10 protein-coding genes are annotated in these 12624 nt (G+C 44.7%); 5 read left to right on the forward strand and 5 right to left on the reverse strand.

Annotation, left to right across the window (positions count from 1 at the left end; genetic code table 11):
* Positions 1-483 precede the first annotated feature (483 nt).
* Positions 484-1671, forward strand: coding sequence for a hypothetical protein (locus U0033_RS31820; protein ID WP_072363142.1), 1188 nt, complete (start codon positions 484-486; stop codon positions 1669-1671).
* Positions 1672-2053: 382 nt separating this feature from the next.
* On the opposite strand, the gene U0033_RS31825 is transcribed toward U0033_RS31820, so the two are convergent.
* From U0033_RS31825 to U0033_RS31835, 3 genes are all read right to left on the reverse strand, one after another.
* The gene (locus U0033_RS31825) at positions 2054-3148 is read right to left on the reverse strand and encodes a lipase family protein (RefSeq protein ID WP_072363141.1); all 1095 of its coding nucleotides are present in this window, start codon (positions 3146-3148) and stop codon (positions 2054-2056) included.
* Between the two features lie 89 nt (positions 3149-3237).
* The gene (locus U0033_RS31830) at positions 3238-3621 is read right to left on the reverse strand and encodes a hypothetical protein (protein WP_072363140.1); all 384 of its coding nucleotides are present in this window, start codon (positions 3619-3621) and stop codon (positions 3238-3240) included.
* Between the two features lie 85 nt (positions 3622-3706).
* A complete protein-coding gene (locus U0033_RS31835) occupies positions 3707-6151 on the reverse strand; it encodes an MG2 domain-containing protein (RefSeq protein WP_072363139.1) in 2445 nt (814 codons plus the stop codon).
* A 181-nt stretch (positions 6152-6332) separates the two neighbouring features.
* On the opposite strand from U0033_RS31835, the gene U0033_RS31840 reads away from it, so the two are divergent.
* Positions 6333-7562: a BaiN/RdsA family NAD(P)/FAD-dependent oxidoreductase gene (locus tag U0033_RS31840; RefSeq protein WP_072363138.1), complete on the forward strand. Its 1230-nt coding sequence runs from the start codon at positions 6333-6335 to the stop codon at positions 7560-7562.
* Positions 7563-7757: 195 nt separating this feature from the next.
* Here the strand turns inward: U0033_RS31840 and U0033_RS31845 are convergent, their stop codons facing one another.
* A complete protein-coding gene (locus U0033_RS31845; RefSeq protein WP_072363137.1) occupies positions 7758-8381 on the reverse strand; it encodes a deoxynucleoside kinase in 624 nt (207 codons plus the stop codon).
* Positions 8378-8878 carry a 2-amino-4-hydroxy-6-hydroxymethyldihydropteridine diphosphokinase gene (gene folK / locus U0033_RS31850; RefSeq protein ID WP_072363136.1) on the reverse strand — a complete coding sequence of 167 codons (501 nt, stop codon included), beginning with the start codon at positions 8876-8878 and terminating at the stop codon, positions 8378-8380. The genes U0033_RS31845 and folK overlap by 4 nt, the downstream gene beginning before the upstream one ends.
* Before the next feature lie 71 nt (positions 8879-8949).
* Between folK and sppA the strand changes: the two genes are divergently transcribed.
* The 3 genes from sppA (at position 8950) to U0033_RS31865 (ending at position 12589) form a co-directional block, all read left to right on the forward strand.
* The gene (gene sppA / locus U0033_RS31855) at positions 8950-10704 is read left to right on the forward strand and encodes a signal peptide peptidase SppA (RefSeq protein WP_072363135.1); all 1755 of its coding nucleotides are present in this window, start codon (positions 8950-8952) and stop codon (positions 10702-10704) included.
* A gap of 110 nt (positions 10705-10814) precedes the next feature.
* Positions 10815-11918, forward strand: a complete 1104-nt coding sequence (locus U0033_RS31860; protein ID WP_072363134.1) for an ABC transporter permease — start codon at positions 10815-10817, stop codon at positions 11916-11918.
* Between the two features lie 119 nt (positions 11919-12037).
* Positions 12038-12589, forward strand: a complete 552-nt coding sequence (locus U0033_RS31865; RefSeq protein WP_083571651.1) for an SRPBCC family protein — start codon at positions 12038-12040, stop codon at positions 12587-12589.
* Positions 12590-12624: the final 35 nt, after the last annotated feature.

Here is a 12624-nt window from a genome sequence, read left to right on the forward strand (position 1 = left end):
TACTGGTTCGTTGTGGTATTCCTTATTCGAATTACGCTATAGGTCTCACATGCTTCGTCTTAATGTATTGGCAAGGAAATACAACTGGTGGGCAAAATATAAAAAATAATCTATATGCTATTGATATTAGTTCGCCGCATGTCCAAAATAGTTGAATCTTTTTGTTTTACAAGCGGACTCACACAAAAATTATTGTTATAACTGGCATTTGGAATTTTTATCCTCAAAAGATCCAATGGCCTGCGGCGGGTTTTAGGGGAACTTTTTTGAACCCGGCCCCGCTCCATTTGGCTCCAATATCAAAAATGGTTAGATTTGCATTCTCCCATTTAATTCACAATACTACTCCCATTACTTAATTCATTGTAAAACAGCTATTTGTATCCGAATACCGGGCACATGATCAATTGTCATACGACATTGTCATGCGATCTGGTAAAGGAGAATTATTTGTATTAATTTTTACCTAATCGATAAAATCATATGGATAAGCTAAAACTGAAATTACAGGAGTACTATCAGCTTTGTCAGCAAACGGAATTGCGGACGAAGGCCGGCAGGGAAGAAGCCGGTGGTGCAGTTGTGCTGGAGATGGAGAATGATATTCTACTACAGTTCGGCTTGCCCACATCAAAGCGTTTTGTGCAGATCCTGCATGACTTTGTAAGTCATCGTCAGCTGAGCGATCAACTGCTGGATTATGTGAGTAAGAAGCTGAGAGCGGCAGCCCGCAGATACCTGCTGGCCCCGGTGGTGTCGGACATAGATCAGTTGCAACAAGCCGCCGAACAAAAGCGCAGCCCTTATGACCTGCTGCCTGAACTGGGATACCCTGTCAATGACTTTTCGATCTTCCTGATCTCGGAAATATTATACCGTCGCAATATGCCGGCCGAAGAAGTGCTGGACGAACTGAAAAAAGCTCAGCAGGGCGATGTTTGGGATGACCTGCTCTCCCTGAACAATGTAGTGAACTATACCCATCACGAGCTGTACAACCGCCTTCGTATGCAGGACCTCCGCATGATGGACGATTACCTTCAGTCTGTACGCCGCCAGGAAAAGGTGAAAGCCTCTAAAAAGGAGACGCCTGATACAGAAGGCTATACTCCTAATTACCGGATGGTGAGCAAAATACTGGTAGAAGATATCGTATTTGACGAACACGCAAATCCCAGCCTGATCGGCAAGCTGAAAGCAGGCAGCCGCCTGAGCAAGATTACCATCAGTATGGAAATGGCCGCCCTGCACATGGTACTGGTGAGCGCAGGCGAAAAAGGAGTTCAGATCAGCGCATTCCTGAAAAAGTCTAAACAACACCCGCCTGTGATCGATCTGCGCACAGAACTGGGTGATGTACTCACACTGGACAATTGCTACCTGGAAGTCTACAAACCCCAGTACAAGCGTGGACAGCAATGGGTAGAACCAAGAGACAGCGTCTTTTACCTACACAAGATCCTTTCTAAAAAGGAATTTGAAAAGAAGAGTAAAGCAGAAGATGTAAGGCAAAAAATCCAGGAATGCCTGGATCTGATCGGTGGGTCTTATGGTTATTACCAGCGGATGCGGAAACTTGGTATTACCGATGAGGAGGCAAAGCTGAGAGCTGGATTGCAGGATGAATTGTTATTTAAACTAAGTACATTCCTGCATAAATTAAAAGATTAAGCTTGGGGAATGGCCAACGCTTCAATTAAGAGACTAACCTTCGCACCATACACATCAAAAAGGGGCTTCCATGCGGAAGCCCCTTTCTTTTTAGTTGGTTTTTGATCCTTTGATAACAAGAATCCTGGTTGTGTTCCCCCTATATTGCAATTAGATTATTTTCACATGACAATCTTAACCTTAACCCTTAACTCCCAGATCCAGATACCCTGCGCAGGATATCTGGAACCCGGAAGTAAAGGACAACGTGCTTTTGCTTTTATCCATACAAACATAGCGCTTAAACAAATTGGACTTGGTTAATCCATAGTTAAACCCTTAGTTAATACCTTGTTAAACCAATCATTTTGACACTATATCGTTTAAGACGATCATTTAGTAGTCATTCCATGAAATCTCTTTCCAGCAAATAGCGGTAGGGATCATAGGCATGATGTACGAAAATGTTCTTGCCATCGAAGGGGAATTTAGTGTCGTAATCCGCTGTAGGCCTAAGGATGATGGGAACGCCCGCAGGGGCGTAATTATGACTGTGTACCAGTGCAGGCAGTTTATATTCTGGCAAAGTTTTTTTCACAATCGTATACAGGCGCTTACCTAATACTCTTTGCATACGTCGGCTGGCTCTTTTACTACTGTTGTCCAGACGGCCGAACATATAATTCACTACGATTCTGACGGGGAGTGATTGTTTACGCACCGCACTTTTGATATACATAAAAGGATTCGGGTTATTGAAATCCCGGGTAGTCTGTAAAGAGAATGGCGATTCAGGCACCCAGTCGCGGGTATTCACGATCCTGAATCCCCAGCCATTGCGGGTAATGAAGTCGTAGTCGTAGGCGTAGTATAAGTTCCCCGGTTTAGGTGCAGCGCTGCTGTAGGTTTTGAAGCGAATATCTTTTGGAAAATCGGGATCGTCGATGTACTCCAGGTAGGAACGGAGCAGGAACGAAATGGCACCGCCCTGACTATGGCCGGTGATGATAAAATCGTGTATACCCTGTTTGTAACAGTCTTTGATCTTTGCCACTACATCGCCGGCCAGCGAGGCGACGGCCAGGGTCCAACCGGCATGTACATACGCATTGCTGTCTTTGGCGAAGCGATATTTGAATTGAGTGCTGTCATTCAACCGGAAGGTTCCAATGGCGGGAATCATGCCGGCATGGAAGTTTTCCAGCCAGGATTCTTTATTGCCTACGGTACCGCGTATACAAATCACGGCCACCTGATTATGGTAGGTCCAGAGATCCCAGCGGTTGTGCAGTCCGGTTTCTTTGGACCGGTAAATGAGTTTGGAATCTTCAGGTGGTAATACCTTTTTGGTCCAGGGGGTATCTGCGGTCAGGAAGCAGACCGCCAGCATGTCTGCGTATTCTTTAGGGTCAAATCCCGGTTTGAGGTGCTGACCGTAGCTGGTATTCCAATAGAGGCCCAGGATGGGCAATAGCAATAGTAATCCCTTTCTAAACATCAGCGATGGTTTATAAATTAATAGAACAATGCAAGAATATTGCCGTTTAAATTGACAAAGGTCACAGTTGTGCAACTGTGACCTTTAAATTATTTATCATTTGGGTATTTTCGAAATGTAAACGGATATATTTTATTTCCTTTTTTCAATATTAAAGTATCAGAGAAAGCTGGTTTGATAACAGAATCTCCAATTTCAGCAGTTCTTTCAAACCAGAGATGTGCATCCGGCAAGAATACGTATTTGTAAACGTAGCCAATATCGATCCCGGTTCCTGTACCTGATCCACGTACATAGCTCAGTGTACCCCTGATATTGCTTTCATTGAACTTTTTAAAATGTCGTTGATTGATCCAGCCGCCATAGGTCTTCATGGTTGTAATCATCGCAAAAAGAATGATAAAAAAGAGAAAGACGCCTTTGAAGTTTTTCCAGATCACTAACCGGAAAAATAACCTGATAGTAGTCCACATAATACCATTCAAATTACAATAAATTGACCCAATAAAAAAACGCTCCGACCACAGGCCGAAGCGTTTTTCTAAAATAAGTTGGCGCTTAATACAGCTGTTCCACACGACCCAGTGTACCATCTTCAGCCATACCTTCTACTACTACTCTGAACCTCCTGGTGAAGTCATTATTGTAGAAAGAAATACGTGCTGTATGTGTCAGGGTATCTGCTACCAGGTTTGGATTCCAGTACAGTGTGAGACGTTTATCCTGCAGGATATGAATCTCTTTACGTACGGTATAATCAGGTGCATAGAATTCTTTCACGATATCGTAACCTGCTTTGCGGTATTTTTCAAATCCATGTGTATCGACATCAGATTTGCTGTCACCACCACGTCTCAGGTACACGGCGATTGCACCGCCACTGCCACCAAAACCACCTGCGAATGTAGGACGCAATACCTTGATGAAGGCCACGTCCTGGATGTTGATATTATTCAACATCGCTACGTTGGTTGGCATTTCATTCAGGAATAGTACCGGAGCGCCACCACGCCATTGCATAGCAGGAGCAGTAGGATCGGTCATATTGATTGTGAGACCCGGTACCTTGGATTGCAGGTACTGGAAAATGCTTACTGAACCGTTCTCGGTTTTAGTCAGGTCAAAGCCATAACCATCGCCCGCGTTGAACATACCGGTCGTATAGCGTTGCTCTACTACTTCAGTTCTTGTCAGACGTTTATCCTTTACATTATATTCCTGCAGGAAGATCGGTTTCTGCTGAATGGATCTGGTCACTGCATTGTTTTCGTTTACGGTATTCAGGAAGCTGGTCAGCACGGTGTTTTCAATCGGCTGTGGCTCTCTGAAAGGATAAGGCATAACTGCGGAAGTCTGGGTTTCAAAGAAGTGAGGTTCAAATTTCACGTTCACGTCTTTCCAGGCTTTATTCAGATCGTTTGCACGGTAGAATACATTGATGGTATCTACGAACTGCAGGCGGTCTACTGCAAATTCCCCTTTTTCATTCGTTGTTACAGAAGAGAAAGCGGTAGAGGTATCTACCGGCTGTTTCAGGATGAAATCCACTTTACCGTTACCCAATGGAGCAGTACCCTTGTTGATGGTAGCCACACCTTTCAGCAACAAGCCCTGTTCGTAAGGATACTTGATTTCTGGCAGGTAATTGTGCAGAACCTTTTCCCAGGTAAATCTTCTCCAGCCATTGGTCATCATGACCAGGTCCAGGCCCTGCATGGTAGCAGGATCCATATCCTTGAAGTACTGAGCCGGATTAGCGATATAACCTTTCAGGTCAGAAGTCATCAGCAGGTTAGAGATAATGTTGTTCTGATCTTCACTGAGCACTACGTTGTCAGCATCGGTGATTGATACGGATAAGCTGGTGAGCAGGGTATCAGGCACTTTGATTTCGAATACATTCTTCTGTCTTGGCTGGTTGTTCAGTTTTAAAGTACTTAAAGCCAGTTGCAGACGATCCGGTTTACGTACAAAAGCCAGGCGTTCTGCCATTGGCATACCATCACTGCTGAAGATGGTGAACTGTACGATACCCGGAGGGAGAGCCGCAGTAGGAAGGAAACCGCTCAACTGACCTTCAGCTGCATTCAGCTTAGCTTTGTATATAACGTGTTGTTGCATCTGTGCTACAATCAACATATTGTTATATATCGGATTATCTTTGGTAGCAGGTAAAGTCTGGTAGAAAATGCGTGTACCCTTATTGAATATTTTAAGTCCCACACCCGCTGCCTTCAATACTGGCAGCAGTACAGTTTTTTGTTGTCCTTTTGGTGTTTGAACGATGGCTTTATAAGTTTCACCTGCAACCGGTGTCAGGTCAAACATCCCCATACCGTCGCGTGTTGTTTTGATCAATGCAACTGTTTCACCCTTCAGGTTCTGCACAATACCATTTACTTCGATCGGGTAACCTAACTGGTCAATCGCCTTGAATGCAATACGACCGCCCACACCTACGATCGCATTACCCCCTTCAGGGAAAAATTGAACAGCGAAGTCATTGCCAGCTGGTTTAGATGGCAGGTTGCCCGGGTGAGCAGAATCAAAGATCACGATGTCCTTGTAGAACAGGAATTCAGGATCAAAGTTCAGCATCCAGGCAGTATAAGCACGGATCTGGTATTGACCAGCCGGCATTGTTTCTGGAACTACAAATGCACCGGAACCAGTAGCCCCACCCAGAGAAATAAGTTTCTTCTGAACTATCTTCCCACTCTTATCGATCAATTCAACATACAGGTTGGTTGCGGAGAGAGAAGGCTGGCCTTGCAACAGTACATAGGCTTTGAACCAGATAGTTTCACCGGCACCATAGTAATCTTTGTCTACCTGCAGATAAACCTTTTCCTGCGGAAAACGTTTGCTGTACTGTTCCAGGGCTTGCGTAATTTTATCCTGCCATTCATCGGCGGGATAAAATGCAAGGGCTGCTGTAATACCCATCAGACACAATGGGAGCAACCACTTTAAGCGATTCTTTTTAGATTTCACAGATTGCATGTGGAAACTTATTTGCGACAATATAGTATACAAAAATATAATATGCAAAATAATATGAAAAAATAATATATGCAAAAAATAGGACTAGTGTTTTATAAACTAAATTGTTATAAACTTTCTTAGGATATTGCAGGCCGAAAAAGGTTAAGAAAATATCAGTTTAACGATCAGGTATAATTAAATGAAAGACAATAGATTAGTAGTTATCGGGGGTGGAGCAGCTGGTTTCTTCTGTGCTGTAAATGCCGCCAGAATGGCAAAGTCACTGGAAGTCATCCTGTTAGAGAAAAGTAGCAAGCTGCTTTCAAAAGTAAAAGTTTCAGGTGGCGGCAGGTGTAATGTGACCCATAATGCCCCCGATATATTATATATGTCAAAGCGTTATCCACGGGGGCAGCATTTTGTAAAGAAGTCTTTTGGGCATTTTTTCGTGCCCGATACGATTCAATGGTTTAAAGAAAGAGGGGTGTCTCTCAAGGCGGAGCCCGATGGGCGTATGTTTCCTGTCACCGATAGCTCGCAGACCATCATCGACTGCCTGCTTAAAGAAGCGGAGAAGTACAAAGTGCAGATCAGGACTAACACAGCGGTAAGTGGCCTGGAGAAAACAGCAGATGGCTGGAAAGTATGGCTGGATGATGAAAATGCTATTGAAACGAAATTTGTATTTGTTGCAGCCGGTGGCTACCCGCAGGCTGATAAATTCGGATGGCTCCAGGCTACAGGTCACGGGATTGTAACACCCCTGCCATCCCTGTTTACCTTCAATATGCCGGGGAATCCCATTATCTCCCTCATGGGAGTAAGTTCGGTGGCTGTTGTGAAAATTGCGGGTACCAAATTGCAGGAACAGGGTCCTGTGCTCATTACGCATTGGGGATTGAGCGGCCCTGCTATTTTGCGCACCTCTGCCTGGGGCGCAAGAGAACTGGCAGATTTGAATTACCAGTTTACCGCCATTGTGAACTGGTTGCCTGATCAGAATGAAAACAGTCTGCGGGAACAGCTGCAAAGTCTCCGTTTTGAACTCGGCGGACAAAAGATCTACAACAAAAATCCTTTTGGCCTGCCTCAGCGCCTCTGGCAATTTATGCTGGAACAATCCGGCATCGCAGAAGATGCGCGTTGGGCAGATCTGCCTTCCAAAGAACAGCATAAACTCATCAAACAGGTAGTTGCGATGGAATGCCCGGTGAAAGGCAAAACAACTTTTAAGGAGGAATTCGTGACCTGTGGCGGGATTAAATTGTCAGAAATCGATCCGAATACCATGGAGAGTAAGTTATGTCCGCAATTGTATTTTGGTGGTGAAGTGATGGATGTGGATGGGATTACAGGGGGATTTAATTTCCAGCATGCATGGAGTAGTGGCTACATTGCGGCTCAAACTATTGCAAATAAAATGGGCTGACCCGGTAGCAATCCGGGTACCATGCGTTTGTCCGCTTCATAATCTTTTGCTTCGTTTTATGGTATAGTGCAAAGCAATATAATTTATTATCGAATAGAAAGAATTGATAGGCAAGGTTAACGTTTTTTAACTAGCATCCCTGGTTTTAAATCCCTTCTAACAAAAACGCTTTTGCCGTAAGCAAAAGCGTTTTTGTTAGAAATAGTTTATACCAGGAGGATAATCCTGTTCCAATGCTTTTAGCAACCTGTCAAAATCTTTCGGATTTTTCATAAAATCCACTTTCGTCGTATCCACCATCAGTGTTTTTACCGGATGCTGCCTTATATACTGCATATACACATCCTGCAAATTCCCCAGATAACTATCGGGTATCGACTGCTCATATAACCTGTTTCTATCTTTAATATTTTGCTGCAACCTTGTAATTGGCGCATTTAAAAATATCAGCAATTCCGGTTGTAACAACTGCGGATTAATAATATCAAACAGCTTCTGGTACAGGTTATACTCCTCATCTTTCAGTGTTACTTTTGCAAACAACAGGCTTTTTATAAAAAGGTAATCCGATATAAAAAAGTTGTTGAACATGTCCTGCGTCTGCAACATCTCTTTCAGCTGTTTATACCGCTCTGCCATGAAAAACAGTTCCAACGGAAAAGCATACTGTTGTGGTTTCTCGTAAAACTTAGGCAAAAAGGGATTATCTGCAAACTCCTCCAGGATCAGTTGTGCACCAAAATGCTTTGCCAGTCTGGTAGCCAGTGTCGTCTTTCCAGCGCCTATATTTCCTTCAATTGTAATGTATTTATAATTCATCTGCCTTGCTCCTGTAACTGATATTTATGGGCTGGTAATGTATCCGTACATGCTGCCAGCAGGGCGCTGACGTCTTTATGTAGTATCGGGTGTATCCAATCGGGAGAAATTTCCGCCAGGGGCACCAGTACAAATTGCCTGTTTGCCATTTGCGGATGTGGCACCCTGAGGTCTGGCAAATCGATCACCGCATCATTAAAAAAGATGATATCTATATCTATGATCCGGGCTCCCCACTTCTGCTGGCGTACCCTTCCCAACTGCCGTTCTATATCCAGGACGGTCTCCAACAGCTCCTCAGCTTCCAGGGCAGTAGAGATCTGCAAAGCCTGATTCAGGTAGTCCGGCTGTTGAACATGCCCCCACGCAGCGGTTTCATACAATCCCGATTTTTTTTCCACCTTACCCGCCCGCTTATCTATTTGCATCACAGCCTGTTGCAGGTTCTCCGTGCGATTGCCCAGATTACCACCTATAAGTAATATTGCTTTATTCATGTATCTTCAACGGCCCAAAAGTAGACATAATCTTTATTTTTGGGAAAAGCAGTTTTCCTTAATCTCAAAATATGAATAGTTTCTTTAAGATCTTTTTTGCCAGCTTACTTGCACTTGTTGTCGTTGGTGCTTTGGGATTCTTCATTTTGCTGGGACTGATTGGTAGTGCTTTATCGTCCGATAAAGTAGTTATTTCTCCTAATGGTGTGCTGGTACTGGAAACATCCCAGGAGCTCAGTGAACAGAAAGTGGCCAACCCGCTCAGCATGCTCTCCAGGAAAGATGGTGGCACACCCGGATTGTTCGATGTGATCAGGCTGATTGACAACGCAGCCCAGGATGATAATATTAAAGGTATTTACCTGAAAACGGAAGGCAATGCCAATGGTTTTGCTACCAACCAGGAATTCAGGAATGCACTCACCCGCTTCAAAGCTGCTGGCAAGTGGATTTATGCTTATGGCGAAAATATGAGTCAGCAGAGCTACTTTGTTGCTTCTGTAGCAAACAAGGTATACCTCCATCCCAAGGGTGGTCTGGACTTCAATGGTTTCTATTCCCAGGTTACCTTCCTGAAAGGGTTGCTTGAAAAGCTGGAGATCCAGCCGCAGATTTTCTACGATGGCCGTTTCAAAAGCGCTACTGAGCCGCTGCGCGAAACGGAAATGACCCCCGCTAACCGTATTCAAACCAATGCCTACCTGAGCGAACTGTATAGCAATTTCCTATATAATATAGGCCAGAGCCGCAAGATTGATACGGCTACCTTACATCAATACGCCAACGATGGAGCTATTCAGAGTGCAGATGATGCCGCCCGCTATAAGCTGGTAGATGGTTTGCGCTACGATGACCAGGTCATGGATGAGATCAGAAGCCGGTTGAGCCTGAGCGGTAGTGACAAAGTGAACTTCGTGACCCTGAGCAATTACCAGACTGCCAATGAGCACCGTTTCAGAGATAACAATGCAAAGATTGCCCTGATCTATGCGCAGGGTAGTATTGTGGGCGGCGATAGTGAAAAAGAAACCGTGATCAGCAGTGATCGCTATATCAAACTGATTAGGGAAGCCCGTCAGGATAAGGATATCAAAGCCATTGTATTCAGGGTGAATTCGCCGGGTGGAAGCGCTCTCGCTTCAGAAAGCATCTGGCGTGAGCTGACCCTGGCAAAGAAAGATAAACCGGTGGTTGTATCCATGGGTGATTATGCTGCTTCCGGGGGGTACTATATCTCCTGTATGGCAGATTCGATCTTTGCAGAGCCCAATACACTCACGGGGTCCATCGGCGTATTTGCCGTGATTCCGAACCTGGGTAACTTCTTTAAAAATAAACTGGGTGTTACTTTCGATGGTGTGAAAACCGCACAGTATGCTGATCTGGGTACAGCCAGCCGCCCGATGACGGATGCTGAAAAGCGTTTTATTCAGAATGGTGTGGATACGACTTATTCCGTGTTCAAGACCAGGGTGGTGAATGGCCGAAAACTGAGTGGCGCTGTGGTAGACAGTATTGCACAGGGCCGTGTATGGAGCGGTGTACAGGCAAAGGAATTAGGATTGGTAGACCGTATTGGTGGTATCCAGGATGCAATTGCCTGTGCCGCGAAAATGGTACATGCCGGATCTTATAAAGTAAAGGAATATCCGGAGCCTCAGGGTGGACTGGAAAAGGTATTGAGAAGCCTGGGAGGCGATATGCAATCCAGCATGGTGAAAAAGGAACTGGGTGAAAACTATGCCTTGTACGAACAGGTGAAAAGGATCAGGGAAATGAACGGTCAGATCCAGGCCAGAATCCCCTTTGACATTGAGATCAGATAGAATGGATGCTTAAAATATAATTAAAACCTGCCCGCTGTGGCAGGTTTTTTTACGCAACTTAGCTAAAACAATAGTAGTTTTATGCGATTTTTTAGCAACTAAATAGGCGTATGGCGGTGAAATACAGTCAGGGGACAGCGTTGCTGGCCATGGCAAAAGCAAGTTTGAAAGCAATATTGAGAAGTCCATCGGCGGTGGTATTCAGCCTGGGTTTTCCATTAGTGATTTTACTTTGTTTTGGCTTTATCGGGGATAGTACCGTATCTGTAAAAGTAGGGGTGGATAGTGCGACCGATACCCACAGTTACCTGTACCAGCAGCTATTGAAGGAGAAAAGCCTGAAGCTGGTGACGGATAAGACAAATGCAGAACTGGCGTCTGAACTGAAAAAGGGGCATATCACGGCTATCCTGAAAGTAAAGGAATTACCCGCTACAGATAATATCCCTTCCAATACTGTTCAGGTCTATACTTCTACAGCTGCTGTGGAGAAAATAGGCGTATTCAATGCTATTCTGAATGGCGTGATCAGGAATGCGGATGCAAAATATTATAGTCATGCATCTGTGGCAAGGATAGAACCGCTCATTACCTTGCCGGGTCGTCGTTATACTACTATAGACTTTATCCTGCCGGGTTTACTGAGTTTTTCCCTGTTGAGTGCTGCGGTATTCAGTACAGCTTTCCTGTTTTATGGATTGAGGCAGACATTGGTTTTAAAACGTTTCTTTGCTACGCCAATCAGGCGCTTACATATAGTATTGGGTGAATCCCTGGCCCGCCTGGTATTCCAGATCTCCGGCGCTATCCTCATCATTGCAATTGGTTATTTCTTTTTTGGATTCACACTGGTGAACGGCTGGAGTACTTTTTTTGAAATGCTGATACTGACTGCGCTGGGGGTAGTGGTATTTATGGGCTTTGGCTTTGTGGTGAGCGGACTTGCCAATAGTGAGAGCACGATACCCTTGTTTGCTAATATTATTACGCTGCCACAGTTCCTGCTGGCAGGTACCTTTGTTTCTGTAGATGTGTTTCCTACCTGGCTGCAATACATTTGTCGTATTATGCCACTGACTTACCTGAATGATGCTTTCCGAAAAGTGGCGTTTGAAGGCCTGCACCTGTGGAATCTCTGGTTGGAACTGGGAGTGATCGGACTATGGGGTGTGATTATTTATGCCTTGGCAGTGCGGGTTTTTAGATGGGAGTAGTGGTGGTAATGAACTTTGCTCAAAAGTTTTTATTTGCCATGTAAGGAAAATAAACCGAACCGCGACACTATTGGAGTTTTCAGCTGGGAATAGTCATGTTTTTTTCCTAACTTTTAGGTATGCAAGCCTTTTTTATTCTCCTGGGCGCTTTGGCGGTGATCATCCCTGGGTGTTTCATAGTAAGCCTGTTTTTACCGGCTACCGTGAAGGTTGTGCGTGTCAGAGTCATTCCCGCCACTCCGGCTGCCGTATTCCAACAACTCAATATTGTCCATAACTGGGAAAACTGGTCACCCTGGCACCAGATAGATTCCCACATGAAACTGCTGTATACCGATACCGAAAGTGGAGTGGGGGCTGCCTATAGCTGGGAAAGTGAGAACAGGCAGATTGGCAAGGGGGCCATGATGATCACGAATTCCCGGCAGGATGAGTTCATTGCTACAGATATGCATTTTATGGAACAAAGACTGGCGAAGGCGACTTTTAAGCTGGAACCGGTGGCTGGTGGCACAACAGTTACCTGGACCATGACGGCGGAACTGGGGCATAATCCTTTTAAAAAGTTTATGGGTTTGCTGATGGATAAATGGGTGGGAAAGGATTTTGAGAAGGGCCTGGCAAATCTGGAGGCTGTTTTGACAAATAAGCAGCTCTCTTTTGAAAAATAACGAGAAGTATTTTGATCATCTTTTCTCCTTTCCCA

Origin of the sequence: Chitinophaga sancti, assembly GCF_034424315.1 — a bacterium.
Lineage (GTDB): Bacteria > Bacteroidota > Bacteroidia > Chitinophagales > Chitinophagaceae > Chitinophaga > Chitinophaga sancti.

Bases quoted from the DNA above. Each gene is read 5' to 3' on its own strand.
- U0033_RS31820 (WP_072363142.1), top strand. From the start codon at position 484: ATGGATAAGCTAAAACTGAAATTACAGGAGTACTATCAGCTTTGTCAG.
- U0033_RS31825 (WP_072363141.1), bottom strand. From the start codon at position 3,148: ATGTTTAGAAAGGGATTACTATTGCTATTGCCCATCCTGGGCCTCTAT.
- U0033_RS31830 (WP_072363140.1), bottom strand. From the start codon at position 3,621: ATGTGGACTACTATCAGGTTATTTTTCCGGTTAGTGATCTGGAAAAAC.
- U0033_RS31835 (WP_072363139.1), bottom strand. From the start codon at position 6,151: ATGCAATCTGTGAAATCTAAAAAGAATCGCTTAAAGTGGTTGCTCCCA.
- U0033_RS31840 (WP_072363138.1), top strand. From the start codon at position 6,333: ATGAAAGACAATAGATTAGTAGTTATCGGGGGTGGAGCAGCTGGTTTC.
- U0033_RS31845 (WP_072363137.1), bottom strand. From the start codon at position 8,381: ATGAATTATAAATACATTACAATTGAAGGAAATATAGGCGCTGGAAAG.
- folK (WP_072363136.1), bottom strand. From the start codon at position 8,878: ATGAATAAAGCAATATTACTTATAGGTGGTAATCTGGGCAATCGCACG.
- sppA (WP_072363135.1), top strand. From the start codon at position 8,950: ATGAATAGTTTCTTTAAGATCTTTTTTGCCAGCTTACTTGCACTTGTT.
- U0033_RS31860 (WP_072363134.1), top strand. From the start codon at position 10,815: ATGGCGGTGAAATACAGTCAGGGGACAGCGTTGCTGGCCATGGCAAAA.
- U0033_RS31865 (WP_083571651.1), top strand. From the start codon at position 12,038: ATGCAAGCCTTTTTTATTCTCCTGGGCGCTTTGGCGGTGATCATCCCT.